This is a genomic window from Hydrogenophaga atypica, assembly GCF_042665215.1.
Taxonomy (GTDB): Bacteria; Pseudomonadota; Gammaproteobacteria; order Burkholderiales; family Burkholderiaceae_C; genus Hydrogenophaga; species Hydrogenophaga defluvii_A.
In genome coordinates this window covers 337742-363669 of the sequence record NZ_JBHTCA010000002.1, presented here as the reverse complement: position 1 = coordinate 363669, position 25928 = coordinate 337742, and the positions used below count along the sequence as shown (strand labels likewise).

The window sequence follows — 25928 nt, the reverse complement described above, 5'->3', positions numbered from 1 at the left end:
AATGTATGATTTTGGCGCCGTACACAACGGTGAACACAACATGCAACAGGGAAAAACAATGATGAAATTTGGGATGAAATGCGCCGTGGCCTCGGCTGTGCTGGCTTTGACCGCTTGCAAAACCATGGACGTCGGGTCGGCGGTGGGTGCAGCCACCAACTTGGGTAAGGCGGCCACCATGACCGATGAGGAGGTGATCGGCATGTCCAACCAAGCCTGCGAGCAGCAAGACAAGGCGAACCGGATTGCCGGCGGCAAGCATGCCCAGCGCTTGGCCAAACTCACGGCCAACCACCGCAATGAAGATGGGCTGAATTTGAACTTCAAGGCCTATCAAGATGCCGACGTGAACGCCTGGGCCATGGCCAACGGTTGTATCCGCGTTTACACCGGCCTGATGGACAAAATGACCGACGACGAATTGCGTGGCGTCATCGGGCACGAAATCGGCCACGTCAAGCTGGGCCACACCAAAAATGCCATGCGCACGGCCTATGCGGCTTCAGCGGCGCGCCAGGCCGCAGCCGCCAGCGGCAACGCGGCCGTGGCGGTGCTGTCTTCATCGCAGCTTGGCGATTTGGCCGAAAAGCTCATCAACGCGCAGTTCTCGCAGTCGCAAGAGTCCGACTCGGATCAGTACGCACTGGGCTTCATGCGCAAGCACAAGTACAAGCCCGAAGCCCTGGTCAGCGCGTTCAACAAGCTGGCCCAACTCGATGGTGGCGCCAAGGCCGGCATGATGGACAGCCACCCCGGTTCTGCCGACCGCGCGCGGCGGATTCAGAGCGAGATTGCGGGCAAGTGAGCACTGTGCTGGGCCGGGCGTGTCTCAGAAGCGCGGCAAATCCCCGAACCTGAGCTGCCCGCCCCGCACCAGTTCCTTGCCGTATTCGGCGCAGCGGTGCAGCGTGGGGATGACCTTGCCCGGGTTGAGCAACTCGGCAGGATCGAAGGCGCGTTTGACGGCGAACATCTGTTCGTTCTCGGCGGCGCTGAACTGCACACACATGCTGTTGAGTTTTTCCACGCCCACACCGTGTTCGCCGGTGACGGTGCCGCCCATGGCCACGCTGGTTTCCAGGATGTCGGCGCCGAACAACTCGCAGCGGTGCAGCTGGTCGGGGTCGTTGGCGTCGAACAGGATCAGCGGGTGCAGGTTGCCGTCACCCGCGTGGAAGACGTTGGCGCAGCGCAGGCCGTACTTCTTTTCCATCTCGGCAATCGCCAGCAGGATGTCGGCCAGGCGCTTGCGCGGGATGGTGGAATCCATGCACATGTAGTCGGGGCTGATGCGCCCACTGGCGGGGAAGGCGTTCTTGCGCCCGCTCCAGAACTTCAGGCGCTCGGCCTCGCTGTTGCTGACCGCAATGGCGGTGGCGCCGCAGCCACGCAGCACATCGCTCATGCGGCCGATTTCCTCTTCCACCTCCTCGGGCGTGCCGTCGCTTTCGCACAGCAGGATGGCTTCGGCCGTGAGGTCGTAGCCGGCGTGCACAAAGTCTTCCACGGCGGCGGTCATGGGTTTGTCCATCATCTCCAGCCCGGCCGGGATGATGCCGGCGGCAATCACCGCCGCCACCGCATCGCCGGCTTTGCGCACGTCGTCGAAGCTGGCCATGATGCAACGCGCCAGTTGGGGTTTGGGCACCAGTTTGACGGTGACTTCAGTGGTCACGGCCAGCATGCCTTCGCTGCCGATGAGCAGGCTCAGCAGGTCGTAGCCGGGCACGTCCAGCGCATCGCTGCCGAACTCAATGGGTTCGCCTTCGACGGTGAAGCCGCGCACCTTGAGCACGTTGTGCACGGTGAGGCCGTACTTGAGGCAGTGCACGCCGCCGGAGTTCTCGGCCACGTTGCCGCCGATGGTGCAGGCGATCTGGCTGCTGGGGTCGGGTGCGTAGTAGAGGCCAAAGGGCGCGGCGGCCTCGCTGATGGCCAGGTTGCGCACGCCTGCTTGCACGATGGCCGTGCGCGAGACCGGATCGATCTTCACGATTTTGTTGAACTTGGCCAGCGACAGCGTGACGCCCAGCGGGTGTGGCATGGCGCCGCCGGAGAGGCCGGTGCCCGCGCCGCGTGCCACCACCGGCGCGCCCACCGCGTGGCAGGCCTTGAGCACAGCGGCCACTTGCGCCTCGGTTTCGGGCAGTGCCACCACCAACGGGCGCTGGCGGTAGGCGGTCAGACCGTCGCATTCGTAGGGCGTGGTGTCCTCGTCGCGCCACAGCAGGGCGTGGGCAGGCAGGGCGGCCTGCAGGGCGGCCACGATCTGGCGCTGGCGCGCGGCGGTGTCCTGAAGGGCGGCGGGGTCGGCGACGGTGTTCATGGCGGGCAGTTTAGGCCAAGGCCGCGGCGCATGGTGTTGAAGAAAACCATGGCCTCTTGAAATCTTCTTGGGTCGTCGCTATTTGATGTGTACAGGGCAGCGATGCCCGCCTGGCCAGGGCAAATCACCATTGTTTTCACTCAAGCACTGAGGAGTTTGTCATGAACCAACTGATCGCCCGTTCCGGCTTGCTCGACGACTTTTTCAAGGACGTTGCGCCCGGCTTTTTTGTCAAGCCGCTGCACGGCGAAGGGCTGCCGGCCCAGATCCGTGTCGACGTGAAAGAGACGCCTGAGGCCTACCAGCTTTCGGCCGAAATTCCGGGGGTGAACAAGGAGGACATCCATGTTCACATCGACGGCAACATGGTCAGCTTGCGTGCCGAAGTGAAACAACAGGACGCCCAGACCGACAACGGCAAGCTGCTGCGCAGCGAGCGGTATTACGGTGCGGTGTCGCGCAGCTTTCAGCTGCCGGTGGACATCGACAACACCACCGCCCGGGCACGCTACGACAACGGCATCCTCAACCTCACGCTGCCCAAAAAGGGCGCCAGCGTCAGCCAGCGGCTGGCGGTGGAGTGATCAGAGGGGCCCACCGCCGGGCCGTGGGGGCTAGAGGGCCTTCGTGATCCAGTCCGCAAACGCCGCGCATTCCCAGCGGTCCATGTTGCCGGGGCGCCAGCACAGGTAGTGCGCGTGGGGGCTGGGCACGTTGCGGTCGAACAGGCGCACCAGGGTGCCGTTTTGCAGCCAGGGCGCGCCCAATTTCAGTCGCACCAGGGCCACACCCAGGTGGTAGGCGGCGGCGTCACACATCAGGCCCACGTCGTTGAACTGCGAGCCGTCGCTGGGTTCGGGCCAGTCGAGTTCGTGGGCGGCAAACCAGGTGCGCCAGGGCTCCAGCGGCGAACACAACAGAGGCACACCCTGCAGGTCCTGGGTGTTCTCGAAGGGCCCATGTTCTTCGATGAAGGCGGGTGATGCCAGCGGGGTCACCTCGTCTTTGAGCAGGCACACGTGCTCCACATCGGTGTAACGCCCCACACCAAAACGGATGGTCAGGTCGGCGTCTTCGGCCACCACGTCCAGTTTTGGGATGCTGACCTGATGCAGCACCAGGTCCACTTCCGGGTGCAGCTGGGCAAACTGCTTGAGGCGTGGCATCAGGATGCTGCGCGCAAAGGTGCTGGTGACGGCCACCCGCAGTTTGCGCCGGCCGCTGCCGCGCGCGCTGCTGGGGAATTTTTGCAGCGTGGCCAAGCCATCGCACACGTGGGCCAGGTACTCGACCCCTTCGGGCGTGAGCGAAAAATCGGCCCGCGCAAACAGCGGCGTGCCCAGGATTTGCTCCAGCTGCTTGACGCGGTGGCTCACCGCGCTGGGCGTCACGTGCAGCTCTTCCGCCGCCTGCGTCACGCTGCGCAGGCGCGCCAGCGCCTCAAATGTCAGCAGGCACTGGATGGGCGGAATGCGGATGGCCATTACTTGAAAATCACCGTTTTGTGGCCGTTCAAAAGCACCCGGTGCTCGCTGTGCCATTTCACGGCACGCGCCAGCACCTGGCTTTCGGTGTCGCGACCCATGGCTGTCAGGTCTTCCACGGTTTTGCTGTGGTCGGCGCGGGCCACGTCCTGCTCGATGATGGGGCCTTCGTCCAGGTCGGCCGTCACGTAGTGGGCGGTGGCGCCGATCAGCTTCACGCCACGGTCGTGTGCCTGGTAGTAGGGCTTGGCGCCCTTGAAGCTGGGCAGGAAGCTGTGGTGGATGTTGATCGCGCGGCCGGCCAGCTTTTTGCACAGGTCGTCGCTCAGGATTTGCATGTAGCGCGCCAGCACCACCAGCTCGGCCTGTTCGTTCTGGATGATTTCGAATTGCTTCGCTTCGGCCTGCGCCTTGGTGGCCGCCGTCACCGGAATGTGGTGGAAGGGCACGTTGTAGCTGGCCGCCAACTGGTAGAACTCGCGGTGGTTGCTGATGATGGCGCGGATGTCCAGCGGCAGCAGGCCACTTTTCCAGCGGAACAGCAGGTCGTTGAGGCAGTGGCCTTCCTTGCTGACCAGCAGCACAGTGCGCATGGGCGCGCTCAGGGGGTGCAGTCCCCAGTTCATGCTGAAGCCATCGGCAAACTGGGCCAGTTGGGTGCGCAGCGCTTCTTCGCTCAACTGGTCGCAGGCGAATTGCACCCGCATGAAAAACAGGCCGGTGTCGTGGTCGTTGTACTGGGCGGCTTCTTCGATGTTGCCGCCGCGCTCGAACAGGAACCCTGACACCGCGTGCACGATGCCGGGCCGGTCGGGGCAGGACAGGGTGAGGACATAGGTGTGTTGCATGGGGCGTGATTGTCGCAGGGTGGCGGAATGTTCCCCCCGCGCCGCCTTCGGCGTCACCCCCCAGGGGGCGATGCCAGCCGACTGGCAGAGCCAGATCGGCGGCACCCCCCGGCCGCTGACCCCTGCGTGCCCAAAGTGCCACAATGGCCGACGTTTCAATGTTTTCACCGCAGGAGACACCCATGGCCTACAACGATTTCCGCATGGACAACCACTGGTTGCCGTTCACCCCCAACCGCGGCTTCAAGGACGACCCCCGGGTTTTTGTCGCCGCCGACGGCATGCACTTCACCACCCACGACGGCCGCCAGGTCATCGACGGCATTTCCAGCCTGTGGTGTGTGGGCGCCGGCCACAACCGCAAGCCCATCAACGAAGCCATCAAGAAGCAGCTCGACACGCTGGACTACGGCACCGCTTTCAACGTCACCAACGACAAGGCTTTCCGCGCAGCGGAAATGATTGCCGCCATGGCGCCGGGTGATCTCAACAAGGTGCTGTTCTGCAACTCGGGCTCTGAAGCCGCCGACACCTCCATGAAGGTGGCACTGGCCTACCACCGCGCGCGCGGCGAAGGCCACCGCAACGTCTTCATCGGCCGCGAACGTGGCTACCACGGCGTGGGGTTTGGGGGCATGAGCGTGGGCGGCATTCCGGCCAACCGCAAAGCCTTTGGCACCGCGCTGCTGCCGCGTGTGGACCACATGCGTTTCATCCACGACCCGGTCAACCACGCCTACATCCACAACGCGGAGCCGGTGTGGCAGGAAGACATCCTGACCGAACTGGAAAACCGCATCCTGCCGCTGCACGACCCGAGCAACGTGGCGGCGGTGATCGTGGAGCCCGTGGCCGGCAGCGCCGGCTGGTACTTGCCGCCACAGGGCTACCTCAAGCGCCTGCGCGAGATTTGCGACAAACATGGCATCTTGCTGATTTTTGACGAGGTCATCACCGGTTTTGGTCGCATGGGCACCAACTTTGCGGCCGACTTCTATGGTGTCGTGCCCGACATGCTCAACTTCGCCAAGTGCGTCACCAACGGCGTCATCCCGCTGGGCGGCGTGATCTGCCGCGACCACATCTACGAAACGATGATGGGCGCGCACAGCAAGGCGCCCGAGCACGCCATCGAGTTCTTCCACGGCTACACCTACAGCGGCCACCCCGTGGCTTGCGCGGCCGCCATCGCCACGCTGGAGCTTTTCCAGCAGGAAAACCTGTTTGCCCGCGCCGGCGAAATGGGCAAAGTGTTGGGTGATGCCATGCACAGCGCCCTCAAAGACTTGCCCAACGTCATCGGCATCCGCAGCCTGGGTCTTGCCGCTGTGGTGGAGCTCGCGCCCGTTCCCGGTCTGCCCGGCAAACGCGCCTTCGACGTCTTCATGGATTGCTACCACAAGGGCGTGCTGGTGCGCAGCGCCGGCGACAACCTGGTGTTCGCCCCGCCCTACATCGTTGAGAAGTCGCACATCGAGACCATGGTCTCGGTGTTGGCCGAGGCGGTCAAGGCACGGGCCTGATCAAGGCGCCGCCGGTTCGCCCCAGCGCCGACGCAGCTCGGCGCAGTGATCTTGCGGGGCGGTGGCTGAGGTGATCCACAACCGGTCAACACCCAGACGCGCGTTGGCGTCGGGTGGCCCACTGTGCATCACCACCACCCAACTGTCCGCGTGGTCCCGAGCCGACCAGTGGGCTGGTACCCCCAGGCTGCGCCGCACGTGCTCGGTGCCGGCGACCAGCACCACCACCCCGCTGGCGCTGGCGGCCTGCGCCATGGTCTGAGCCATGCTCAGGTCGCGCGCGATTTGGATGCGTGCCATGGGTGTCAGTTGGCTCGCTGGCAGCAGGCCGCAGTGGCCGTCGCGGATGTTGTCGCGTTGGCGCGCCAGGGCCTGCGGCGTCAGCCGCGCGTCCAGCGAAGCATCGGCCATCGCCGCCCGCATTTCGTTGCGGGGCAGGTTGCCACCGAGCACGGGCACACCAGCGCGCACGGCCGTCATCACCACCGGCCCGTAACGCGTCCAGGGCCAACCAGCGTCGTCCCACGCCAGTCGGGACCGAACATCCGCTTCCGTGGCGTCCGCGGCCAAGCCATGTGTGTGTACCCCGCTCGGCCATTTCCAGCACCAGCGCGGTCAAGCGTTCGGATTGCGCCAAGTGGGCCACGGTGGCACGCTCCAGCGCCTGATGGGCGTCGGCGTCGTGCTGTTCACCCAGCAACAGCAAGCGTGCGGGCGCGAGCTTGCGCAGTGTGGCTGGCACGTCGGCGGGGGACATCATGGCGCCCAGGGGCTGGTGGGCGGCACAGCCTGCCATGGCCAGGGCCAGCAGCAGGCACGGAAGGTGCGTCATGACGCGAAGGCGTTTCATGGTCCGATACTATCGGGCCAGTCTGGCGGCGCGCTGCCGCCGTCCCTTTGATTTCCCCTGTACTTCATGATGTTTTCGCGTGCCCCGCGCGTGGGTTTTGCTGTTCGTGTGTTGGGCACATTGGCCCTGGCGGCGGCCGCCGCCGTGATGTGTGTTCGGCTGCACACCCCCATTCCCTGGATGCTCGGGCCCTTGGTGGTCACCGCTGTGGCCTCGCTGGCCGGGGCACGTACCGCCAGTTGGGCGCCCTTGCGCAACGGTGGGCAGTGGGTGATTGGCACCGCGTTGGGTCTGTACTTCACGCCGCAGGTGGGCACGCTGGTGGCCGGGCTGTGGTGGGCGATTGCGCTGGGCATCGCCTGGGCGCTGGTGCTGGGTTGGGGCTTTGGGCGGTGGTTGCAGTGGGTTCACGCGCGCCATCTGGCCGACGTGTCGCCCGCCGGCTTGCGTGCCACCACCTACTTCTCGGGGGCCATCGGCGGAGCTTCCGAAATGACCCTGCTGGCCGAGCGCGCCGGTGCCCGCACCGATCTGGTGGCGTCTGCCCACAGCCTGCGCGTGCTGATGGTGACCATTTGCCTGCCCTTCGGCATGCTGTTCTGGGGCGTACATGGGCTGGACCTGTCGCCGCCCGCCATCCGCGACGTGTCCGGGACCGGGTTGCTGTTGCTGGCCACGCTCACCTTGGTAGGTGCACTGGTGGCACAGCGCCTGGGACGCGCCAACCCCTGGTTCATGGGGGCGCTGGTGGTGACCATGGGGCTGACACTCAGCGGTCAGGTGTTGTCGGCCATTCCCACGGCGGTGTCCAACGCCGCACAACTGGCGATTGGTGTGAGCCTCGGCGTGCGCTTCACCCCGGCTTTTTTGCACACCGCACCGCGCTGGCTGGGCTCGGTGGCGCTGGCATCGGTGGTGATGATGGCCATCTGCGCCGTGTTTGGCTGGGGCCTGGCGCGGCTGATCGGGCAGCACCCCGCCACCTTGATCCTGGGCACCTCGCCGGGCGGCATTGCCGAGATGTCCATCACCGCCAAGGTGTTGCAGCTCGGTGTGCCGGTGGTCACGGCATTCCAGGTGTGCCGCCTGGTGGCGGTGCTGGTGCTGGCCGAGCCCCTGTACCGCTGGTGGACGGCGCGTTCGCCGCTTTGATACAGAAACAACAACGCCGGCACGGGGCCGGCGTTGTTGTGGGGCGAAAGGCGTGTCAATGCATCACGACGGGCATTTGGGCCAGCACCGCATAGCCTTCCAGCGTGTCTTCCACCTCCTCTTGGCTGGGGGTGTTCTGCTGCCAGGCGCTGATGCGCTGCTGGAACATTTCGGCCCACGAACCATCGAGGTAAATTTCTTTGCCCGAGCGCTTGTCCACGATTTCAAAGCCGTGGCGGGCCAGCTGCGGGCCGGCGGGCGCGGCGTCGTTGTCCATCAACGCGTCGGCCTGGATGTGGACCACCGCGAAGGATTCAGAGTCGTAGAGCATGTGCATGGATGAAATGTCCTTGAAACTCGACCAATCTGCTGACGGGATGCTGATGTCCTTTGTAAGGATATCGGCATTCAGCATACCGGCTATATGGGCCGTTCGGCGGAAATTTCAAGTTCCCGGCGGGATCATGGGGTGATCAGTCGCTGGTCGGCCACATTGCCGTTGGCCTCCTGCAGGCGCATGCGCACCGGCAGGTGGCCCAGCGCGGGCGCCAACCACACGTCCACCGTGGTGTCGAATTCTTTGCGCGGCAGGCGGCGCAGGTGCAGTGTGGCCAGGTCGCCGTGGGGCAGCGCAATGGTTTCCGTGCCCTTCACTTCGAAGACCCAGGTTTCCGAATCGCGCACCCCGCTGGTGGGCATGTGGATGGTGTGCCCAGCCGGAAAACGCTCGGGTCGCGCGTGCACCAGGCCGGCGAGCTGCATAAACACGCTCAAGCGGTCCTGGTGTCCGGGCAGCAAGGGGGCGTCAGGCGTGTTGGCGCTGTAGCGGATGCGGGCGCCCGCTTCGTCGAAATGGGCCGCACGTTCGCTGCGGGTTTTTTCTGAAAAACGTTGCGGGTGTATGCCATGGCGGCCCAGCCGGCCTTCGCTGAGCTGCACCCGGCTGCCCAGAAAAGGCATGGCCACCGCCATGTGCAGGCGGTAGCGCTCGCCATCGTGTTGCCAGTCCAGGGTGCCGTTGAGGGTTTGGTGCACACCCCGGTATTCCACGGCCACGTCGTAGTTCAGGCGGGCGGTGGGTGGTGGCGAAAAGGGCACCGCTGCGGGCTCTGCCGCAGGTGGGCCACCATCACCTGACGTTGCGGCGACCACGTCCTCCGCCACCGGTGTGCTTGCCACGGTCTCGACCGAAGGGGCTTCGGGCAGGGCCTCGGCGGTAACCGATTCGTCAGGTGCCGCCACCGGCTCAGGTGTGGGTGTGGTGGGCACCAGCGATGCGGGCGCGGTGAATGGCTGAGCGCGGGGGCGTGCCACCTGTCGAGGGGCGCGCGGTACCGTTGGCGCAGGGCCGGTCGCCACAGCAGGCGCGAGGGACACGGTGCGTGTCTGCAAGGGGCGCGGCGCGTTCAACGGCGGCGGTGCGTCGGACGCGGGCAGCAAAGGCGAGGCCAGCAGCCAGGCGTGCGCGGCCAGCACCGCGCCGGCCAGGCCGGCCAGGCGCCAATGGGCAGAACGTGGAGCGCAAGCGTGCATGGTGGCCCACCTAGAATACCAAACGACCTGCTTGGAGCCCCATGAAACTCGCCACCTACAAGGACGGCTCGCGCGACGGCCAACTGGTTGTTGTCTCGCGCGACCTCAGCACCGCCCACTACGCCACCGGTATCGCCAACACCTTGCAGCAGGCGCTGGACGACTGGAACTTCATCGCCCCGCAGTTGCAGGATTTGTATGTCACGCTCAACCACGGCAAGGCGCGCCACAGCTTCAACTTCGACCCGCGTCTGTGCGCCGCGCCCTTGCCGCGCGCCTTCCAGTGGGCAGATGGTTCGGCCTACATCAACCATGTGGAGCTGGTGCGCCGCGCGCGCGGCGCCGAGGTGCCGACCAGTTTCTACACCGACCCGCTGATGTACCAGGGTGGCAGCGACGACCTGCTGGGCGCTTGCGACCCGGTGGTGGTGCCCAGCGAAGCCATGGGCATCGATTTCGAGGCGGAGATCGCCGTCGTCACTGGCGACGTGCCCATGGGCGCTGACGCCGATGCGGCCCTGGCCGGCGTGCGCCTGCTGATGTTGGCCAACGACGTCAGCCTGCGCAACCTCATCCCCAACGAGCTGGCCAAAGGCTTTGGTTTCTTCCAGAGCAAGCCCGCCACCGCCTTCAGCCCTGTGGCCGTCACGCCCGACGAGCTGGGCGATGCCTGGCAGGGTGGGCGCGTGCACCTCACGGTGCAAAGCACGTGGAACGGCCGCAAGGTCGGCATGTGCGACGCCGGCCCCGACATGACGTTCCACTTTGGGCAGCTCATCGCCCACATCTGCAAGACGCGCCGCGTGCGCGCCGGCTCCATCGTGGGCAGCGGCACCGTGAGCAACCCGGGTGTGGCGCAGGACGGCCGCATGGACTGGCCCAAGGGCTACAGCTGCATCGCCGAAAAACGCGCCATCGAGACGATTCAAGACGGTGCGCCCAAGACCGAGTACATGAAGTTTGGCGACACCATCCGCATCGAGATGAAAGGCAAAGACGGCCAGAGCATTTTTGGCGCCATCGATCAGGAGATCGCACCGCTGAACGCTGGCTGACGCGTATCATTTCCAGCGCACCCACACTTTCGCGAGGAGGCGAACCATGGCGTTGATGGATTTCATCAAGAAGCAGTTCATTGACATCATTCAATGGACGGAAGAGGGCGATGGGACGCTGGCCTGGCGTTTTCCCATGCGCGACATGGAAATCCAGAACGGCGCTTCGCTCACGGTGCGCGAGTCGCAGCTGGCGGTGTTCGTCAACGAAGGCCAGGTGGCCGACGTGTTTGGCCCCGGCATGTACAAGCTCACCACCCAGACGCTGCCGATGCTGACCTACCTCAAGAACTGGGACAAGCTGTTCGAGTCGCCGTTCAAGAGCGATGTGTATTTCTTCAGCACCCGCCAGCAGGTGAACCAGAAGTGGGGCACGCCCCAGCCCATCACCGTGCGCGACCCCGACTTTGGTGCCGTCCGCCTGCGTGCCTTTGGCAACTACGCCTACCGCGTGGCCGATCCCAAGCGCTTCCACACCGACATTTCGGGCACACGCGAGACCTACACCGTGGCCGATCTGGACGGCCAGCTGCGCGGCCTGGTGTTGCAGAACATCAGCAACGCCATCGCGTCCAGCGGCATCGCATTTCTGGACTTGGCGGCCAACCAGCTGGCTTTCGCCCAGGCACTGAGCACCCAGCTTGCGCCCGAGTTCGAGAAGATCGGCCTCAAGCTCGAAGGCATGACGGTGCAGAACGTGTCGCTGCCCGAAGAGCTGCAGAAAATCCTGGACCAGAAAATTGGCATGGGCATGGTCGGCAACGACATGGGCAAGTTCATGCAGTACCAGACGGCGCAGGCCATTCCCAAGTTTGCCGAAGGGGCGGGCGGTGGCAGCGGCATTGCCGGTGACGCCATGGGCCTGGGCGCCGGCGTGGCCCTGGGCCAGGTGTTGGCGCAAAACCTGGCGCAAGGCCTCAACCCGGCCGCCCAGTCGCCGGCCGCTGCGGCCGCCGCGCCAGTGGGTGTCAAACCCGACGAGGTGATGGTGCTGCTCGAAAAACTCGCCGACCTCAAGGCCAAGGGCATCCTCACGGCCGAGGAGTTCGACGCCAAAAAGGCCGAGCTGCTGAAGAAGCTGGTCTGACGGTCTGTCTTGTCTGTGGCCGACACCAACGCCCAGCGCAGCTACCGCGCGCCCTGTCCGGGGTGTGGTGCGCCGGTTGAATTCCGCAGCGCCCAGTCCACCCACGCGGTGTGCGGCTTTTGCCGCTCCACCGTGGTGCGCGAGGGCGACCACCTGGCCCGTCTGGGCAAAATGGCGGATGTGTTCAGCGACTTCAGTCCGCTGCAATTGCTGGCCAGCGGGCGCTGGGCTGAACGTGGCTTCACCGTGGTGGGACGCCTGGCCTACCGCTACGAGGGCGGCAGCTGGACCGAGTGGCAGATCGCTTTTGACGACGGTGGCACCGGCACGCTGAGCGAGGACAACGGTGCTTTTGTGTTCAGCGAGCCGCTGGACGCCGGGCGCGACCTGCCCGACCCCGCGCACCTGCGCGTGGGCGCGCAGACCGCCATCCACGGCGCCACCTACACAGTGGCATTCAACCAGTCGGTGTCGCTGGCGGCGGCCGAGGGCGAGTTGTCGCACCTGCCGCCCATTGGACAGCCCTTTGCTTTGGTGGAATTGCGCAGCGCCAGTGGCGAGGTCTGTGGTCTCGACTGGGGCACCCAGCCGCCCAGCGCGTCGCTGGGGCGCGAGGTGCGGCTCGAAGACCTGGCGCTCCAGGGGCTGCGCAGCGAATCCACTCGGGACGACAAGGGCCGCCACTTCAATTGCCCGCATTGCGGCGCGCCGGTGGACGTGGCGCTGGAGCAAAGCCAAAGTGTCACCTGCGCATCCTGCAACAGCATCATCGACCTCAGCGCCGGCCTGGGGCACGAGCTGCTCAAGGCCGCGCAAGACGAGCCGGTGCGCCCGCTCATCGCGCTGGGCAGCAGCGGCCAGTTGCAAGGGGTGCATTGGCAGGTGGTGGGTTTCCAGCACCGCATGGGCCAGGCGCCGGGCGATGACGAGCACTTTGGCTGGAGCGAGTACCTGCTGTTCAACCGCAAGCGCGGGTTTTGCTTCTTGGTGGACGCAGAGGACGGCTGGAGCGTGGTCAAACCCACCACCGGCGCACCCGTCATGACCGGCAACGGCCAGAGCGCGAGCTACCTGGGCACCCACTACAAACTGCAATACGCCTACAACGCCGAAACCACCTACGTGGCCGGTGAGTTTTACTGGAAGGTCGAGCGCGGGCAGAAAAGTTTCCACCGCGATTTCGCCCATGGCCCGGCCTTGTTGTCCCTGGAGCAGACGCAGAACGAACTGACTTGGTCCAGCGGCAACCGCCTCAGCGCCGACACCGTGGCCAAGGCCTTTGGCCTGGCGGCGCAAAAAGGGCTGTTTGAACGCGCCGATGCCTCGCCGGTGAGTCGGAGCGTGGGCAGCAACTTCCGCACCTTTGTCATCATCGTCGTGGTGCTTGTTCTGCTGTCCATGCTGGAAAGCCGCTGCAGCAGCTGCGACCCGGCGGTGGAAAACTGCAGCAGCAGCTACCGCAGCTCGGGCGGTTCGTTTGGCGGCTGGTCCAGCGGTGGGGGCCACAAATGAACGTTTCAACAACTTTTTGACTGGAGGTCCACATGGGCATGGAATGGTTGAGAGCCGGTGCCGTTTTTGGCTCCATCTTGTACGCGCTGATCGGCGTGCTGGTGTTCTGGCTCAGCTTCATCGTCATCGACAAACTCACGCCCTACAACCTGTGGGAAGAGCTGGTGGAAAAACAGAACGTGGCACTGGGCGTGGTGGTGGGCGCGATGTGCCTGGGCATTTCCGTCATCGTCGCTGCAGCGATTCATGGGTAGTTCCGAGCGCGCCCCGCCGCGCCCGGTCGAGGTTGCGCTGCTGGCCAGCGTGTTTGTGGTGGCGGCCTGTGGGCTGGTGTACGAACTCGCGGCCGGCGCCCTGGCGTCTTATGTGCTGGGCGACTCGGTGCTGCAGTTCTCCACCGTCATCGGCACGTATTTGTTTGCCATGGGCATCGGCTCGTGGCTGTCGCGGTTTTTCGAGCGCCAGCTGCCGGCGCATTTCCTGCGCATTGAACTGCTGGTCGCACTGATCGGTGGGCTGCTGCCGGCCACGCTGTTTCTGGCCAACGCGTTTGTGCCCGACAGCTTCCGTTTCCTGCTCTACGGCCTGGTGCTGGTGGTGGGCACGTTGGTGGGGCTGGAGATCCCGCTGGTCATGCGCATCCTCAAGCGCAACGTGGCGCTCAAAGACCTGGTCTCGCAGGTGCTCACCTTCGACTATCTGGGCGCACTGGCCGTGTCCGTCGTCTTCCCGCTGTGGCTGGTGCCACAGCTGGGCCTGGTTCGCACCGGGCTGCTGTTTGGGCTGATGAACGCGGCTGTGGCGCTGTGGGCCTGGTGGCTGTTTCGCCACGAGCTGCCACACCGCCTGGCCCACCTGGCCGCTGCCGTGTTGACGCTGGGCGCGCTCACCACCGGCTGGTTCGGCGCGCAGCAACTCACCACCTTGGCCGAAGACCGCTTCTACCAGGACCGTATCGTGTTGGCCGAGTCGTCTGACTGGCAGCGCATCGTGTTGACACACGGCCGCGCCGGCCACCGGCTCTACCTCAACGGCAACCTGCAGTTTGCCGAGCGCGATGAATACCGTTACCACGAAGCCCTGGTGCACCCGGCCATGGCCGCTTTTGCGCAGGGCGGCGGCACACCGCGCCGCGTGGCGGTGCTGGGTGGTGGCGACGGCATGGCGGTGCGCGAGGTGCTGCGTTACCCCGGTGTCGAGTCCGTTACCCTGGTGGAGTTAGACCCGCACATGACGCGCCTGTTCTCGCAGAACCCGGCGCTGCGCGCGCTCAACGCCGACGCCCTGCATTCGCCCAAGCTCAGCATCGTCAACACCGACGCGTTCAAGTGGCTGGAGCAGGACGGCGACAGCTTCGACGTCATCGTGGTGGACTTCCCCGACCCCACCAATTTTTCCATTGGCAAGCTCTACACCAACGCCTTTTTTGCCAGCCTGCAACGGCGCCTGTCGGCCAGCGGTTTTGCGGTCATGCAGACGACCTCGCCGCTGGTGGCGCGCCAGAGCTTCTGGACCGTGGTGACCACCATGGAGTCGGTGGGCCTGCGCACCGCGCCCTACCACGCCCACGTGCCCAGTTTTGGTGAATGGGGCTTTGTGATCGCCAGCCGCCGGCCCTACACGCCCCCTGCGCAGTTGCCGCCAGGCCTGCGCTTCCTCACGCCCGAGACGCTGCGCCTGCTGTTCGATTTTCCGGCCGACATGGCCCGCGTGCCTACTGAGGTGAACCGCCTGTCCAACCAGGTGCTGGTGCACACCTACGAGCAGGAATGGGGCCGGGCGCTGCCGTGACACGCCACATGACGCTGCGTCGGCGCGACTTGTTGGGTGCTGCGGGCGCGTTGGCCCTGGCGGGTTGCGGCGAAACACCCGAGATCACCGGCGGTTTTGTGGGCACCCATCCCGAGCGCGGCCATGTGCTGCGCGAGCCCACCACACGCACGCCAGACCGCACCCGCCGCACCCGCGTGCTGATCGCTGGCGGCGGTGTGGCCGGCCTGGCCGCCGCGCGCGCACTTCGGCTGGGTGGTGTGGACGACTTTGCCCTGTTGGAGCTGGAAGACCAAGCCGGCGGCAACGCCCGCGCCGGCCTCATGGACGGCCTGGCCTGCCCGCTGGGCGCGCACTACCTGCCACTGCCCGGTGACAACGCCCATGAGGTGCAAGACCTGCTGGAAGAACTCGGCCTGCGCCAGCGGGTGGCCGGCCGGTGGGTGTACGACGAACGCCACCTGTGCCACAGCCCGCAGGAGCGGCTGTTTTTTCAGGGCCAATGGCAAGAAGGCCTGCTGCCCTTGGACGGTGTGCCGCCCGACACCCTGGCGCAGTACCGCCGTTTTGCGCACCTCGTGCGCGAGGCGATGGCGCAGACGCGGTTTGCCATGCCCACGTTGCGTGCGCCCATCACACCGTTGACGCAGGCTTTGTCGGGCCAGACCTTTGCGCATTGGCTCGACCGCGAAGGGTTGACCGACCGTCACCTGCGCTGGTACCTCGATTACGCCTGCCGCGACGACTACGGTGCTGGCACCGTCGTGGTGTCGGCCTGGGCCGGTTTGCACTACTTTGCCAGCCGGCACGGCTTTCACGCGCCGGGTGAGCGCGACACCGACGCGGAGCCGGTGCTCACCTGGCCCGAAGGCAACGCCTGGCTGACGCAGCGCCTGGCCTTGTCCTGCGCCGAACGCATCCACACGGGGCGCACGGTCCTGCGCATCGAGGCGCACCCACACGGCGTGGCGGTGGATGCGCTGGACCACGCCACAGGCCACACTGAACGCTGGCTGGCCGAGCGTTGTGTGGTGGCCTTGCCGGTGTTGGTGGCGGCGCGTGTGTTGCAGAACCCGCCGGACTTTGTGCGCCAGGCCGCTCAGCGTCTGACCTATGCACCCTGGCTGGTGGCCAACCTGCGCTTGCGCGCGCCGCTGCGCGACCGCCCTGGCGCACCCCCCAGCTGGGACAACGTGTTGTTTGGGAGCGCCGGCCTGGGCTATGTGGACGCGAGCCACCAGTCGCTCAACCCACGCCGGGGCGCCACGGTGCTGACCTGGTACCTGCCGCTGGGCGACGCCGCTGCGGCGGCGCGGCGTGCCTTGCTGGACAAGCCCTGGACACACTGGCGCGACCAGGCGCTGGCCGAGTTGTCTGTGGCCCACCCCGACCTGCGTGAACCGTTGCAGCGCGTGGACATCACCCGCTACGGCCACGCCATGGCCATGCCCACGCCGGGCGCGCAGGTGGTGTGGCCCACACGCGCGGGCCGGCTGCACTTTGCGCAAAGCGACTGGTCGGGCTATTCGGTGTTTGAGGAGGCCTTCACGCGCGGGCACTTGGCGGGCGCTGCCATCGCTGGGTTCAAGGGCTGACGCTGCCGCGCTGCAACGCCTGCTGCTGCACCTGCTCTGCATCGAACAGCACCAGCAGCGATGACAACAGCTGGTGCGCCTTGGCCGAATGGTCGGCGCCCAGGTTGCACACGTAGACGTCCAGCGTGGCGCCGCGCTGCTCGGGCCAGGTGTGCACACACAGATGGGATTCGGCCAGCAGCACCGTGGCTGTCACGCCGCCGGGGCCATGTGTTGTGGCGGGGAAGGTGTGCGCGAGTTGCGCCACCGCTTGCAGGCCAGCCGTTTGCACCAATGCCACACAACGCGCCAGCAGTCGGTCCGCGTCGGTCAGCCAGGTGCCGTCGCAGCGGCAGCCGCGCAAATCGGCGGTGAGGTGCAGGCCGTCCACCGCAACCTCAGGTGGCGTACACCGTGTCCAGCGAGGCGAAGCCCTTGACCTCGATCGGGTTGCCAAAGGGGTCGCGGAAGAACATGGTCCACTGTTCGCCGGGCTGGCCGGCAAAACGCAGCTGGGGCGGCAGCACGAAGTCGGTGCCGGCGGCGCTCAGGCGGTCGGCCAGCGCCTGCCAAGTGGCTTGTTCCAGGATCAGGCCGAAGTGTGGCATGGGCACCAGCTTGTCGCCCACGTGGCCGGTGTTGGCGGTGGGGAAGGGCTGGCCCAGGTGCAGCGAGATCTGGTGGCCGAAGAAATCGAAATCCACCCAGGTGTCGGTGCTCCGGCCCTCGGTGCAGCCCAGCACACCGCCGTAAAAGCGGCGCGCGGTGTCGAGGTCGGTGACGTTGAAGGCGAAGTGGAACAGGCTGCGTGGGGTGTTCATGCGCCCAAGGATAGCGCAGCCTGTGCCGCGCTCAGCGCTGTGTCGGGTCGGCGGCCTTCTGGTCGAACTTCACGAAATACTGGCGCGCCATGGCCACCAGTTGGGCGTCGGTGGGGTGGTCGGCCGTCACCACGTCGACGATGGCTTTGTCCACCGCGTGGGCGTGGTGTTTGCAGAAGTCGCGAAACTCGATCTTGGCGTTGGCCGGGCCGGTCACCAGCACTTCGCTCACGCCTTGCAGGGCCTGGGCAACGTCTTCAAAAAAGGCCTTGTCGGCGCCCACGTGGCCGTGTTTGGGGGTGTGTTGGCTGCGTGCCTTGACGCGCTGGGCTTCAACGTGCTCGCGGTCGAACATCAACACGTGGGCTTGGGTGTGGTCGATCCAGACAACGGCGTGGAAAGTGGTCATTCAATGGGCTCCTGTTTCAACAAAAAATCGGGTCACATCTTGGGGGCGTTCACGCCGCCTTGGGCGTGTTCGGCCTTGTCCTGGCAGGCCACGCAGCGTTGAGCGGTGGGGTTGGCGTGCAGGCGGGCGGTGGCGATCGACACGCCGCAGTCCACACACAGGCCGTAGCTGCCGTCGGCGATGCGCTTGAGTGCGGCGTCGATGGCCACCAGCTCGGCGGATTCGCGTTCTTCCAGCGCGATGCTGAGGTCGCGTTCGGCATCGGCCTGCGCCCAGTCATCGCCCACGTTGTCGCGCGCTTCGGCTGCGGCTTCGGCGCGGCCAATGCGCCCGCCGCGCTGGGCGCGCAGCTGGGCCAACACATCGCTGCGCATCTGGCGCAACTGGTCGCCAAAGGTGTCGGATATCGGGGTGCTCATCGGGTCTCCTGAAGGTGTTTGCTGCTTGGGTTTCATCATGCGCCGCCGGTGCGTTGGTCGCTTTGACACACGTCAACCGCATCCGGGATAAGTCCCCCATGGTCAGCGCTTCTCGCTTGCGGTAAGCTGGCTCCACGCAGCAAACAACGCGGAGCAAGTCATGAGCGATCCCCTGGGTTTTGGCAAATACGTGCCGGGTTTCGATTTCCTGCAGAGCCTGGCCAAACAGGCCGCAGGGGGTGTGGCACAGGGGGTGCAGCAAAACCTGCCGCAAATGCCCGCGCTGGGCAACTGGATCGCGCCTACCTTCAACGTGGAGGAGCTGGACAAACGCATCGACGAACTCAAGGCGGTGCATTTCTGGCTCGATCAGAACAGCAAGGCCCTGGGCGCCACCATTCAGGCGCTGGAGGTGCAGAAGATGACGCTGGCCACTTTGAAGGGCATGAACTTCAGCCTGGGCGACGTGGCCAACGCGCTCAAGATCAAGGCGGCCGACACCGTGGCCGGTGTGGCCTCGGGTGTGGCCAGCACCGCCCACAGCGTGGCCGGCCGCACGCCTACCCAGTTTGCCGGGCTGGAAATACCGCCCAGCGCCTACCACGCGCAGGCGCCTGCGGTGCACGTCGATGCCCCGGCGCCAGAACCCGTGCCCGAACCGGAGCCGGCACCACCGCCCGCGCCGCGCAAAGCCACAGCCAAAAAACCCCATGCCCCCAGCGCGGACGCGCCGGCCATGCCCGGCGTGGTCGATCCCATGCAATGGTGGGGGGCGCTGAGCCAGCAGTTCCAGACCATCGCTGGCAACGCACTGAAAGACGCCGCCAAACAGTCGAGCCTGGACGTGACCCGCAACGTGGCCAGCGGCTTGACCGGTGAGGCCATGAAGGCAGCCACCGGCATGGCCGGCAACGTGGCCAAGACGGTGTCGGACACAGTGGGCGCTGCCGCCGCGCTGGGCAAGGCCGTCACGGGCGTGGGTGGGCGGGGCCGTGGCAACGCGCTCAAGTCTGCCGCCTGGCCGATTCCCGGCGCCGTGTCGCCCGAGCTGGACAAGCCTGCCGCCAAGAAGCCGGCCCGCAAGGCAGCCGCCAACAAGGCGCCCGCCAAAAAAGCCACGGCCAAAAAAGCCGCAGTCAAAAAGCGCCCGGGGTGACATGAAACGTTTTGCGCTGGCCCATGCCACCCACCCGCAATGGCGCATGGCCGCCGCGCTGGTGCTGGCCCAACTGCGTGCGCAACTGGCCCTGCCTGAGCATGCCGGTGCGCCCGGCCTGGCTCTGCTCTACATCACGGACCACTACGCCGAGGCCGCGCACGACATCCTCGACCACCTGAGCGCCGAGCTGCCCGAGGTGACGGATTGGGCGGGTACCGTGGGCGTGGGCATTGCCGCCACCAACGTCGAGTACTTTGACGAACCGGCCATGGCCGTGATGTTGTGCGATCTGGCGCCCGACCAGTACCGCGTGTTCAGTGGCGTGGCGCCCTTGCCCGCAGCCCATGGCGGCGCAGGCGGTTTTGTGGCCCACACCGCCTTGCTGCACGCCGACGCCCAGACGCCTGACGTGGCCGAACTGATCGCAGAAATGGCCGAGCGCACCGCCAGCGGCTATGTGTTTGGCGGCCTGGCCTCCAGCCGCAGCGACACCGTGCAGTTTGCGCTGGGCAGTGGCGGCCACCTGAGCGGGCAGGGTGCGGCCGGCGGGGTGTTCCATGGCGGGTTGAGTGGTGTGGCTTTTGGCCCTGACGTGGCGCTGGTGTCGCGGGTGACCCAAGGCGCCCACCCGGTGGGACGCACCCACCGCGTGACCGCCGCCGACCGCAACGTGGTGCTGAGCCTGGACGGTGAGCCTGCGCTGGACGTGCTCTTGAGCGCGTTGGGTGTCTCGCTGGACGAGCCGCAGGTGGCCATGACGCGGCTGCGCCAAACCCTGGTCGGGCTCACGCTGGACGAACCCCAGGGCGCAGGCATCACCCCGCAGCGCCCAGGCGCATTTGGCCCCGAAGTGCTGGTGCGTCACCTGATTGGCCTGGACCCGATGCGCCGTGGCATTGCGGTGGCCGATGTGGCACCCGTGGGCGCACAACTGAGCTTTTGTGAGCGCCACGTTGGCGCCGCACGCGCCGACCTGATCCGGGTGTGTGCCGAGGTGCGCGAGGAACTGGAGCCGGAACTGCTGAGCGTTGAGGCGGCGGCCATGGCGGGCGCGGCCGGCGCCGAAGGCCCGCAGGCGCCGCCGCGCATGCGCGGTGCGGTCTACGTGAGCTGCACCGGGCGCGGGGGGCTGCATTTTGGTGGTCCCAGCGCCGAGTTGCAGATCATCCGACGCGCGTTGGGCGACGTGCCCCTGGTGGGGTTCTTCGCCGCAGGCGAAATTGCCCACCACCGGCTCTACGGTTATACCGGCGTGCTGACGGTGTTTGCCGACACCGCCTGAGGCCACTTGAGGTGTGGCCGGCTCAGCTCTTGCGGGCCACCCAATAGGTGGCGCCCTCGGGGCCGTAGCGCTCGGTGTGGGGCGCGTCGCGGTCCAACGCAAAGGTGTCGCCGGGGCGCAGGTGCAAGGTCTTGCCGTTCACACCCAGCCACATCTCGCCGCGCGTCACCAACGCTTGCGCCACAAAGGGGTGCGAATGGGTTTCCAGCACCGTGCCGGGTGCCCAGTCGCGCTCCAGCACCTCGTCAAAACCGTGTGCCAGCCAATGGGCCTTGAATGCCTCGAAGGATTCGGTGTTCATGGCGCGATTTTGTGCCCCGCGCCTCATCCCTGCTGGCGGCGCGGGCATGGCCTTTGCATGCACAGGCGCATACTCAACGCTTTACGTTAGGAGGGCCTCAGCGACCCGCGCGCTGCGCCCACACCATGATCCGCCTCGACCTGCGCATCGAACTGAACTACGACATCGATGCCTTCGGTGCCGACTTCATTCTCAACATCCACCCCGCACTCACATCGCAACAGCGTGTGCTGAACGAAAACCTGTGGCTGAGCCAGCCGCTGGCGCCACTGCTGCAGACAGACCGCCACACCGGCAACCGCCTGCTGCGCCTGCGCGCCGGCCCTGGGCCGCTCAAGCTGGTCTACACCGCGCTGGTCGAGATCGACCACCACAGCGTGCTGCCCACCCAGTTGCCCGAGGTGCCGGTGGCGCAACTGCCACCCGAGGTGCTGGGCTACATCTACCCCAGCCGCTACTGCCAGTCGGACCGCCTGGGCCGCCTGGCCAACCAGGCTTTTGGCACCTTGTGGCAGGGACATGGCCGTGTGCTGGCGGTGCAACAGTGGGTGCAGCGCCACGTCACCTTCACCTCCAACACCACCAACGGCAACACCTCGGCGGTGGACACGCTGATCGAACAGGTGGGCGTGTGCCGCGATTTTGCGCACCTGATGATCGCGCTGCTGCGCGCGCTCAACATCCCCGCGCGCATCGCCACCGGCACCGACTACGGCGCCGATCCCGCCCTGGGCCCACCCGACTTCCACGCCTACGTGGAGGTCTATCTGGGCGGGCGCTGGTACATCTTCGACCCCTCGGGCACCGGCATCCCCATGGGTTTTGTGCGCATCGGCACCGGGCGAGATGCCGCCGATGTCGCCTTCGCCACGATTTTTGGCGGTGTCAAGACGCAGGCACCCGTCATCAGCGCCGTGCCTGTGGCCGGCAGCCCGGTGCCCATCCACAGTGCCTACGCGCTGTCCACCGATGCGGGGGTGGTGCTGCCTTGATGTGCGAGAGGCTGTGCCTGCAGATGCCTGTGATGTGCATTGCATATGCAATACATTTGAGGCATGAAAACCGCCTCACTCCCTCCCGTGCGTGTTGCGCCCGAATTCCGGCAAGAGCTAGAAGGCGTGCTGGAAGATGGCGAAACGCTGTCGCAATTTGTCGAGAGTGCGGTGCGCAGCGTGGTCGAAAAGCGCAAGCACCAGGCTGAGTTTGTGCGACGTGGCATCGCGGCCATTCAGGACACCCAGCGCACCGGCGCCGGTGTGCCGGCCGACGAGATGCTGACTCGCCTACAAACGCATTTGGATGCGGCCAAGTTGGCTCGTGCGCAGCGCGGCTGATGTCCTTTCGGGTGATTTTCAGCGAGGCGGCGGCCCGTGACTTGGAGGTGCTGTTCGATTTTGCGCTGCAGCGCGAACTTGACAGCGAAACCGGCGATTTCGACATCCCCGCCCGTGCGCTGCGAGCCATCCGGGACGGCCTCGCGCTGTTGGAGCGGTCCCCGTTCGCGTGCCGCAAGGCTGGTAGCAACCCGTTTCTGCGCGAACTCGTCATTCCATTCGGTGGGTCGGGTTATGTGGTCTTGTTCGAGATCGTGGACCAACGTCGCGTGATCGTGGGTGCTGTGCGCCATCAACGCGAGGACGATTACCACTGACGCGCCCCGTTCACTGGCTCAACTCAGCGTCATTCGCTTGTGCTCCACTGAATCGGTTTTCGGTAGACACAGTTGCGGCGCGTGACCACAAATCCGCAGTCTTCGTAGACGCGGTTCGCGCCACTGCCGTTCTGGCTGTTCACCCCCAGTGCCGACTCGGTCATGCCTGCCGCCGCCTGGGCGCGAAGGCTGCGGGAAATGAGTGCTCGCGCGAGACCTCGGCGGCGCCAGGGTTCGCCTACGCTGACGAATTCTGTCCAACCCCGTAGACGGCCGTTCCCCGCGTTCCATGTGTCGTCGATGTACGCGCGAACCTGACCCGCCACCTGGTTGGTTTGCGCATCCCAGGCCACCTGCCACAGGTGCGGCTGGAACACCTGACTCACCAGCCAGCGCTGGTAGTCGGCTTCGTCGGGTGGGCAGTAGCCCCAGTGGGTTTGGAACGCTTTCGTGTGGGCATCCCAGATGGCGTGGTGGTGTTCGGGTTGCACCGGCCGAACTTCCAGTCCATCGGGCAGGGAGAAGTCGGCAATGTCATGGAGCGAGGCGCGCTCCATGGTGAAGAAATAGCGTTCAGGCCGGTAGCCGGACTTCTCCAGCAAGGCCGCACGTGCAATTTCGCCTTGAGTGACGAACGCATGGTGGGCATGCCGCAGATGGGGGCCGTGTGCTTTTGCCATCTCACGCTGACGCGACTCCAGCCATGCGTGCAAAGCTTTACCGATGCCCTGGCGGCGCCACTGCGGTGCCACAACGGCAAATTGGGAGTACAGCTGCAGACCGTCTGCCTGTGCCCAGTGCCAGGCACGCACGTAACCGGCGATTTCGTCGCCAGCGTCAGCGATCCAAACATCTCGCTCTGGCACGCAGGTGGTGAATGCGGCGTAATCCCGCGCCACGTCTTCGACCCGTCGAAACCATCCGGTCTGGTCTGCGGCAAAACTTGCGTTGGCGCAGGCCACCATGGCCTCGAAGTCCGAAGGCCCTGCAAAGGCGCGGTACATCAGTTTATGGGCTGGGTGGTGCATCGTTCTTTCTCCCGTTTCACGCCTTCTCTGCCCATTTCAGAACGCCCACGCTGCCAACTGGTAGTAGTCGAACCCGCGGTTGCGCCCACCCAGGCATCGCGCCAGGAAGTCCTCCGTCTTGCGGTACATGGTGAGGTTGTTCGGCCAGCGCTGGTTGTTGTGGCCGTCGCCCTGGAAGGTAAAGAACTCCACTGGGCGACCCGCTTTGCGCAGGGCCTCGACCATCAGCTCGGACTGCTCCAGCCGCACGCGCACGTCGTTCACGCCATGCATGATGAGCAGCGGACGCGTCTCGGGACCGACCCTGAAAAGGGGCGATTTGGCATCCATCACACGGCGCTCGTCGGGCTTGGCTGGGTTGCCCACGTAGCGGTGCCAGCCGATGATGCCCATCTCCCAGTAGGGCGGTGCCTTCTCCAGAGACAAGGCCAGGTGAGACACGCCCACCACGCTCACAGCGCAGGCGAACACCTCGGGCGTGAAGGTGGCGCCCACCAGAGCCGAGTAGCCGCCATAACTGGCTCCATAGATGGCCACGCGCGTGGGGTCGGCAATGCCCCGCTGCACGGCCCAGCGCACGCCGTCGACCAGATCGTCGTGCATGCGGCCGGCGAACTCGCCTATCGCCTTTTCCATGAAGGCGCGGCCATAGCCGGTCGAGCCCCGGTAGTTGATCTGCAGCACCGCATAGCCTCGGTTGGCCAGAAACTGCTGCATCGACCGGCTGGCGGGACCGGCCGTCCAGCGGTCGCGCGACCAGGGGCCTCCGTGCACCAGCAGCACCAGAGGCAGTCTGTTTGGCTGCACACCTTCGGGCAGGGTGAGGTAGCCGTGCAATGGCAGGCCGTCGCGCGCGGCCAGTGTGATGGGCCGGCTGCGCGCCAACTGACCGCTGATCAGGCTCAGGCCGCTTTCCCCCAGCAGCTGGGCAGGGCCGTCGGCTGGCAGCAGGTAGCTGCGCCGGCCGCGTTCGGTGGCCACCACGGCCGTCATGGTGCGTTCGCTGTCGTCCATGCTGGTGATGGACACTTCGGCCGGCTCGCCGCCGACCAGCGCGTCCAGCCGCTCGCGCAGCGCGGCATCGAATACCTCACGGCGCGGGTAGCCGGGCATGGAATAGGCCACCAGCGGCTGGTGCGTGCGGCGGCTGATGAGGGCGTGGTCCAAATCCACGTCGTCCGTGGCGTGCACCACGGTCTCGGCCCCGTCGCTCAGGCGCAGGCGCACCAGGGCCGACTTGTCCCGCCCGCGGGAGGACATGGCCCACACCGCCTCGGCATCGTCGTCCAGCTCCAGCAGGCGCACAAAGTCGAAGCGGCTCCATTGCACTGCATCGCTCCAGCCACCGGGTGTTGTTGTATGAGGCCGTTGCAACGTGGCCTGATCGCCAGCCACCGCCACGCGAGCGCGCAGGCGGCCCCGGTGGTCCACGATCCAGGCGCTCACGTTGCCGGGGTTGGTGGCTTCCACTGTGTGCGCGCCGGTATGTGGGTTCACCCGGTGGAGGTCAAAGACCTTTTGATCACGCCGATTGGTGGCGACCATCAGGTCAGAGCTGCCCGCCACCGTCTGAACAATGTGGCTTGCGACCTTGTCGAACGGCGTCAGATCAACCCAGGCGGCGTCCGCCTGGTCCACGGCAACGGCGTGGATGTGGCTGTTCTCGTCGCCAGTGGCGTCAACGGTGGCGGCCAGGTAGCGGCTGTCGGCGGTCCAGCGAAAGCCGCGGGCGCGAATCGGGTAGGCGCGGGCATCGTCTTGGCCCATGGTGCGTACCCAGATGGCGGGGTGCGTGCCCTTTGCCCCCATCCATGCCAGGCGGGTGCCGTCGGGCGACACGCGGTAGTTCCCCGTGCCCTCCAGACTGGTCACGAAGTCGCGCACTGGAATCAGTTCGGGCAGTTGCGCTCCCGCCAGGGCTGGATGTGTGGGGCCTGTGGCGCAGCCTGACAGAACCAACAAGCTTCCCAGCGCAGCCAGCGTGATGGTGGGCAGCCAGCCCCCTCGGGATGCAACGGCGTCCCCTCGGAATATCGTGTGCGTATCGCGGTCGTTCATGCAGGCATTGTGCAAATGCCTTCCTTAACGCAAGCCAAAGGCACGCACGCGGCGGCCATCACCAACCGCAGGCGCCGCGCCACAAT

Annotated in this window: 28 protein-coding genes and 1 pseudogene; 15 read left to right on the top strand and 14 right to left on the bottom strand. The window is 66.0% G+C overall.

Annotated elements, in window-relative coordinates; translation table 11 throughout:
• The first annotated feature begins 73 nt into the window (after nucleotides 1–73).
• On the top strand, nucleotides 74–805 hold the full coding sequence (locus ACFQPB_RS04120) for a M48 family metalloprotease (protein ID WP_382219973.1): 732 nt from the start codon (nucleotides 74–76) through the stop codon (nucleotides 803–805).
• 24 nt (nucleotides 806–829) lie between these two features.
• Here the strand turns inward: ACFQPB_RS04120 and ACFQPB_RS04115 are convergent, their stop codons facing one another.
• Nucleotides 830–2326 (bottom strand): FAD-linked oxidase C-terminal domain-containing protein, encoded by a 1497-nt coding sequence (locus tag ACFQPB_RS04115; protein WP_382219971.1) that lies wholly within the window; start codon nucleotides 2324–2326, stop codon nucleotides 830–832.
• Nucleotides 2327–2487: 161 nt separating this feature from the next.
• Between ACFQPB_RS04115 and ACFQPB_RS04110 the strand changes: the two genes are divergently transcribed.
• Entirely contained in the window at nucleotides 2488–2910 is a 423-nt protein-coding gene (locus ACFQPB_RS04110) for an Hsp20/alpha crystallin family protein (protein ID WP_382201225.1), read from the top strand.
• 30 nt (nucleotides 2911–2940) lie between these two features.
• Here the strand turns inward: ACFQPB_RS04110 and ACFQPB_RS04105 are convergent, their stop codons facing one another.
• Nucleotides 2941–3810 (bottom strand): LysR substrate-binding domain-containing protein, encoded by an 870-nt coding sequence (locus ACFQPB_RS04105; RefSeq protein WP_382219969.1) that lies wholly within the window; start codon nucleotides 3808–3810, stop codon nucleotides 2941–2943.
• Nucleotides 3810–4658 carry a formyltetrahydrofolate deformylase gene (purU, locus tag ACFQPB_RS04100; RefSeq protein WP_382219967.1) on the bottom strand — a complete coding sequence of 283 codons (849 nt, stop codon included), beginning with the start codon at nucleotides 4656–4658 and terminating at the stop codon, nucleotides 3810–3812. The genes ACFQPB_RS04105 and purU overlap by 1 nt, the downstream gene beginning before the upstream one ends.
• A 182-nt stretch (nucleotides 4659–4840) precedes the next feature.
• Here purU and aptA point away from each other — a divergent pair, with 182 nt between their 5' ends.
• Nucleotides 4841–6181, top strand: coding sequence for an omega-aminotransferase AptA (gene aptA, locus ACFQPB_RS04095; protein WP_382219965.1), 1341 nt, complete (start codon nucleotides 4841–4843; stop codon nucleotides 6179–6181).
• Here the strand turns inward: aptA and ACFQPB_RS04090 are convergent, their stop codons facing one another.
• Nucleotides 6182–6751: a ChaN family lipoprotein gene (locus tag ACFQPB_RS04090; RefSeq protein WP_382219963.1), complete on the bottom strand. Its 570-nt coding sequence runs from the start codon at nucleotides 6749–6751 to the stop codon at nucleotides 6182–6184.
• Nucleotides 6752–6821: 70 nt separating this feature from the next.
• Nucleotides 6822–6938 (bottom strand): annotated as a pseudogene (locus ACFQPB_RS04085) (ChaN family lipoprotein); the annotation flags it as partial.
• Between the two features lie 162 nt (nucleotides 6939–7100).
• Between ACFQPB_RS04085 and ACFQPB_RS04080 the strand changes: the two are divergent.
• Nucleotides 7101–8183, top strand: a complete 1083-nt coding sequence (locus tag ACFQPB_RS04080) for an AbrB family transcriptional regulator (protein ID WP_382219961.1) — start codon at nucleotides 7101–7103, stop codon at nucleotides 8181–8183.
• A gap of 55 nt (nucleotides 8184–8238) precedes the next feature.
• Here the strand turns inward: ACFQPB_RS04080 and ACFQPB_RS04075 are convergent, their stop codons facing one another.
• On the bottom strand, nucleotides 8239–8520 hold the full coding sequence (locus ACFQPB_RS04075) for a BTH_I0359 family protein (RefSeq protein ID WP_382219959.1): 282 nt from the start codon (nucleotides 8518–8520) through the stop codon (nucleotides 8239–8241).
• Between the two features lie 125 nt (nucleotides 8521–8645).
• Entirely contained in the window at nucleotides 8646–9716 is a 1071-nt protein-coding gene (locus ACFQPB_RS04070) for a DUF3108 domain-containing protein (RefSeq protein WP_382219957.1), read from the bottom strand.
• Between the two features lie 41 nt (nucleotides 9717–9757).
• On the opposite strand from ACFQPB_RS04070, the gene ACFQPB_RS04065 reads away from it, so the two are divergent.
• From ACFQPB_RS04065 to ACFQPB_RS04040, 6 genes are read left to right on the top strand one after another with little or no spacing between them, the layout of a single operon-like run.
• The gene (locus tag ACFQPB_RS04065; protein WP_382219955.1) at nucleotides 9758–10771 is read left to right on the top strand and encodes a fumarylacetoacetate hydrolase family protein; all 1014 of its coding nucleotides are present in this window, start codon (nucleotides 9758–9760) and stop codon (nucleotides 10769–10771) included.
• Nucleotides 10772–10817: 46 nt separating this feature from the next.
• Complete coding sequence (locus ACFQPB_RS04060) at nucleotides 10818–11858, top strand: SPFH domain-containing protein (RefSeq protein ID WP_382219953.1); 1041 nt, start codon at nucleotides 10818–10820, stop codon at nucleotides 11856–11858.
• Nucleotides 11859–11873: 15 nt separating this feature from the next.
• On the top strand, nucleotides 11874–13370 hold the full coding sequence (locus ACFQPB_RS04055) for a DUF4178 domain-containing protein (protein WP_382220123.1): 1497 nt from the start codon (nucleotides 11874–11876) through the stop codon (nucleotides 13368–13370).
• Nucleotides 13371–13402: 32 nt separating this feature from the next.
• Nucleotides 13403–13624, top strand: coding sequence for a DUF350 domain-containing protein (locus ACFQPB_RS04050; RefSeq protein ID WP_382219951.1), 222 nt, complete (start codon nucleotides 13403–13405; stop codon nucleotides 13622–13624).
• A complete protein-coding gene (locus ACFQPB_RS04045) occupies nucleotides 13617–15161 on the top strand; it encodes a polyamine aminopropyltransferase (RefSeq protein ID WP_382219949.1) in 1545 nt (514 codons plus the stop codon). Before ACFQPB_RS04050 ends, ACFQPB_RS04045 begins: the two co-directional genes overlap by 8 nt.
• Before the next feature lie 8 nt (nucleotides 15162–15169).
• On the top strand, nucleotides 15170–16735 hold the full coding sequence (locus ACFQPB_RS04040) for an FAD-dependent oxidoreductase (RefSeq protein ID WP_382219947.1): 1566 nt from the start codon (nucleotides 15170–15172) through the stop codon (nucleotides 16733–16735).
• Here the strand turns inward: ACFQPB_RS04040 and ACFQPB_RS04035 are convergent.
• Genes ACFQPB_RS04035 through ACFQPB_RS04020 form a run of 4 tightly spaced genes read right to left on the bottom strand, consistent with a single transcriptional unit; the run spans nucleotide 16725 to nucleotide 18363 of the window.
• Nucleotides 16725–17105 carry an S-adenosylmethionine decarboxylase family protein gene (locus ACFQPB_RS04035; RefSeq protein ID WP_382219945.1) on the bottom strand — a complete coding sequence of 127 codons (381 nt, stop codon included), beginning with the start codon at nucleotides 17103–17105 and terminating at the stop codon, nucleotides 16725–16727. The two genes, ACFQPB_RS04040 and ACFQPB_RS04035, sit on opposite strands and share 11 nt — an antisense overlap.
• Nucleotides 17106–17112: 7 nt before the next feature.
• Nucleotides 17113–17535, bottom strand: a complete 423-nt coding sequence (locus ACFQPB_RS04030) for a VOC family protein (RefSeq protein WP_382201195.1) — start codon at nucleotides 17533–17535, stop codon at nucleotides 17113–17115.
• 31 nt (nucleotides 17536–17566) lie between these two features.
• Nucleotides 17567–17944 (bottom strand): hypothetical protein, encoded by a 378-nt coding sequence (locus ACFQPB_RS04025; RefSeq protein WP_382219943.1) that lies wholly within the window; start codon nucleotides 17942–17944, stop codon nucleotides 17567–17569.
• 32 nt (nucleotides 17945–17976) lie between these two features.
• Nucleotides 17977–18363 (bottom strand): TraR/DksA family transcriptional regulator, encoded by a 387-nt coding sequence (locus tag ACFQPB_RS04020; RefSeq protein ID WP_382201190.1) that lies wholly within the window; start codon nucleotides 18361–18363, stop codon nucleotides 17977–17979.
• A gap of 160 nt (nucleotides 18364–18523) precedes the next feature.
• Between ACFQPB_RS04020 and ACFQPB_RS04015 the strand changes: the two genes are divergently transcribed.
• Nucleotides 18524–19519, top strand: a complete 996-nt coding sequence (locus ACFQPB_RS04015) for a PhaM family polyhydroxyalkanoate granule multifunctional regulatory protein (RefSeq protein ID WP_382219941.1) — start codon at nucleotides 18524–18526, stop codon at nucleotides 19517–19519.
• 1 nt (nucleotide 19520) lies between these two features.
• Complete coding sequence (locus tag ACFQPB_RS04010; RefSeq protein ID WP_382219939.1) at nucleotides 19521–20804, top strand: FIST signal transduction protein; 1284 nt, start codon at nucleotides 19521–19523, stop codon at nucleotides 20802–20804.
• A 22-nt stretch (nucleotides 20805–20826) separates the two neighbouring features.
• Here ACFQPB_RS04010 and ACFQPB_RS04005 read toward each other — a convergent pair whose 3' ends face one another.
• Nucleotides 20827–21105: a cupin domain-containing protein gene (locus ACFQPB_RS04005; protein WP_382219937.1), complete on the bottom strand. Its 279-nt coding sequence runs from the start codon at nucleotides 21103–21105 to the stop codon at nucleotides 20827–20829.
• A gap of 125 nt (nucleotides 21106–21230) precedes the next feature.
• Between ACFQPB_RS04005 and ACFQPB_RS04000 the strand changes: the two genes are divergently transcribed.
• From ACFQPB_RS04000 to ACFQPB_RS03990, 3 genes are all read left to right on the top strand, one after another.
• Nucleotides 21231–22097 carry a transglutaminase-like domain-containing protein gene (locus ACFQPB_RS04000; RefSeq protein ID WP_382219935.1) on the top strand — a complete coding sequence of 289 codons (867 nt, stop codon included), beginning with the start codon at nucleotides 21231–21233 and terminating at the stop codon, nucleotides 22095–22097.
• A gap of 63 nt (nucleotides 22098–22160) precedes the next feature.
• Nucleotides 22161–22439, top strand: coding sequence for a YlcI/YnfO family protein (locus ACFQPB_RS03995; protein ID WP_382201182.1), 279 nt, complete (start codon nucleotides 22161–22163; stop codon nucleotides 22437–22439).
• Nucleotides 22439–22756, top strand: a complete 318-nt coding sequence (locus ACFQPB_RS03990; RefSeq protein ID WP_382219933.1) for a type II toxin-antitoxin system RelE/ParE family toxin — start codon at nucleotides 22439–22441, stop codon at nucleotides 22754–22756. Before ACFQPB_RS03995 ends, ACFQPB_RS03990 begins: the two co-directional genes overlap by 1 nt.
• A gap of 29 nt (nucleotides 22757–22785) precedes the next feature.
• Here ACFQPB_RS03990 and ACFQPB_RS03985 read toward each other — a convergent pair whose 3' ends face one another.
• Nucleotides 22786–23784: a GNAT family N-acetyltransferase gene (locus ACFQPB_RS03985; RefSeq protein ID WP_382219931.1), complete on the bottom strand. Its 999-nt coding sequence runs from the start codon at nucleotides 23782–23784 to the stop codon at nucleotides 22786–22788.
• 36 nt (nucleotides 23785–23820) lie between these two features.
• Complete coding sequence (locus ACFQPB_RS03980) at nucleotides 23821–25842, bottom strand: alpha/beta hydrolase family protein (RefSeq protein ID WP_382219929.1); 2022 nt, start codon at nucleotides 25840–25842, stop codon at nucleotides 23821–23823.
• Between the last annotated feature and the right edge of the window lie 86 nt (nucleotides 25843–25928).

What these genes read in the sequence shown, in the direction of transcription:
- ACFQPB_RS04080 (WP_382219961.1), top strand. Translation starts at nt 7,101, where the DNA reads ATGTTTTCGCGTGCCCCGCGCGTGGGTTTTGCTGTTCGTGTGTTGGGC.
- ACFQPB_RS04060 (WP_382219953.1), top strand. Translation starts at nt 10,818, where the DNA reads ATGGCGTTGATGGATTTCATCAAGAAGCAGTTCATTGACATCATTCAA.
- ACFQPB_RS04040 (WP_382219947.1), top strand. Translation starts at nt 15,170, where the DNA reads ATGACGCTGCGTCGGCGCGACTTGTTGGGTGCTGCGGGCGCGTTGGCC.
- ACFQPB_RS04000 (WP_382219935.1), top strand. Translation starts at nt 21,231, where the DNA reads ATGATCCGCCTCGACCTGCGCATCGAACTGAACTACGACATCGATGCC.
- aptA (WP_382219965.1), top strand. Translation starts at nt 4,841, where the DNA reads ATGGCCTACAACGATTTCCGCATGGACAACCACTGGTTGCCGTTCACC.
- ACFQPB_RS04120 (WP_382219973.1), top strand. Translation starts at nt 74, where the DNA reads ATGAAATGCGCCGTGGCCTCGGCTGTGCTGGCTTTGACCGCTTGCAAA.
- ACFQPB_RS04115 (WP_382219971.1), bottom strand. Translation starts at nt 2,326, where the DNA reads ATGAACACCGTCGCCGACCCCGCCGCCCTTCAGGACACCGCCGCGCGC.
- ACFQPB_RS04110 (WP_382201225.1), top strand. Translation starts at nt 2,488, where the DNA reads ATGAACCAACTGATCGCCCGTTCCGGCTTGCTCGACGACTTTTTCAAG.
- ACFQPB_RS04050 (WP_382219951.1), top strand. Translation starts at nt 13,403, where the DNA reads ATGGGCATGGAATGGTTGAGAGCCGGTGCCGTTTTTGGCTCCATCTTG.
- ACFQPB_RS04070 (WP_382219957.1), bottom strand. Translation starts at nt 9,716, where the DNA reads ATGCACGCTTGCGCTCCACGTTCTGCCCATTGGCGCCTGGCCGGCCTG.
- ACFQPB_RS04045 (WP_382219949.1), top strand. Translation starts at nt 13,617, where the DNA reads ATGGGTAGTTCCGAGCGCGCCCCGCCGCGCCCGGTCGAGGTTGCGCTG.
- ACFQPB_RS04015 (WP_382219941.1), top strand. Translation starts at nt 18,524, where the DNA reads ATGAGCGATCCCCTGGGTTTTGGCAAATACGTGCCGGGTTTCGATTTC.
- ACFQPB_RS04010 (WP_382219939.1), top strand. Translation starts at nt 19,521, where the DNA reads ATGAAACGTTTTGCGCTGGCCCATGCCACCCACCCGCAATGGCGCATG.
- ACFQPB_RS03990 (WP_382219933.1), top strand. Translation starts at nt 22,439, where the DNA reads ATGTCCTTTCGGGTGATTTTCAGCGAGGCGGCGGCCCGTGACTTGGAG.
- ACFQPB_RS03985 (WP_382219931.1), bottom strand. Translation starts at nt 23,784, where the DNA reads ATGCACCACCCAGCCCATAAACTGATGTACCGCGCCTTTGCAGGGCCT.
- ACFQPB_RS03995 (WP_382201182.1), top strand. Translation starts at nt 22,161, where the DNA reads ATGAAAACCGCCTCACTCCCTCCCGTGCGTGTTGCGCCCGAATTCCGG.
- ACFQPB_RS04005 (WP_382219937.1), bottom strand. Translation starts at nt 21,105, where the DNA reads ATGAACACCGAATCCTTCGAGGCATTCAAGGCCCATTGGCTGGCACAC.
- ACFQPB_RS04075 (WP_382219959.1), bottom strand. Translation starts at nt 8,520, where the DNA reads ATGCACATGCTCTACGACTCTGAATCCTTCGCGGTGGTCCACATCCAG.
- ACFQPB_RS04105 (WP_382219969.1), bottom strand. Translation starts at nt 3,810, where the DNA reads ATGGCCATCCGCATTCCGCCCATCCAGTGCCTGCTGACATTTGAGGCG.
- ACFQPB_RS04030 (WP_382201195.1), bottom strand. Translation starts at nt 17,535, where the DNA reads ATGAACACCCCACGCAGCCTGTTCCACTTCGCCTTCAACGTCACCGAC.
- ACFQPB_RS03980 (WP_382219929.1), bottom strand. Translation starts at nt 25,842, where the DNA reads ATGAACGACCGCGATACGCACACGATATTCCGAGGGGACGCCGTTGCA.
- ACFQPB_RS04020 (WP_382201190.1), bottom strand. Translation starts at nt 18,363, where the DNA reads ATGAGCACCCCGATATCCGACACCTTTGGCGACCAGTTGCGCCAGATG.
- purU (WP_382219967.1), bottom strand. Translation starts at nt 4,658, where the DNA reads ATGCAACACACCTATGTCCTCACCCTGTCCTGCCCCGACCGGCCCGGC.
- ACFQPB_RS04025 (WP_382219943.1), bottom strand. Translation starts at nt 17,944, where the DNA reads ATGACCACTTTCCACGCCGTTGTCTGGATCGACCACACCCAAGCCCAC.
- ACFQPB_RS04065 (WP_382219955.1), top strand. Translation starts at nt 9,758, where the DNA reads ATGAAACTCGCCACCTACAAGGACGGCTCGCGCGACGGCCAACTGGTT.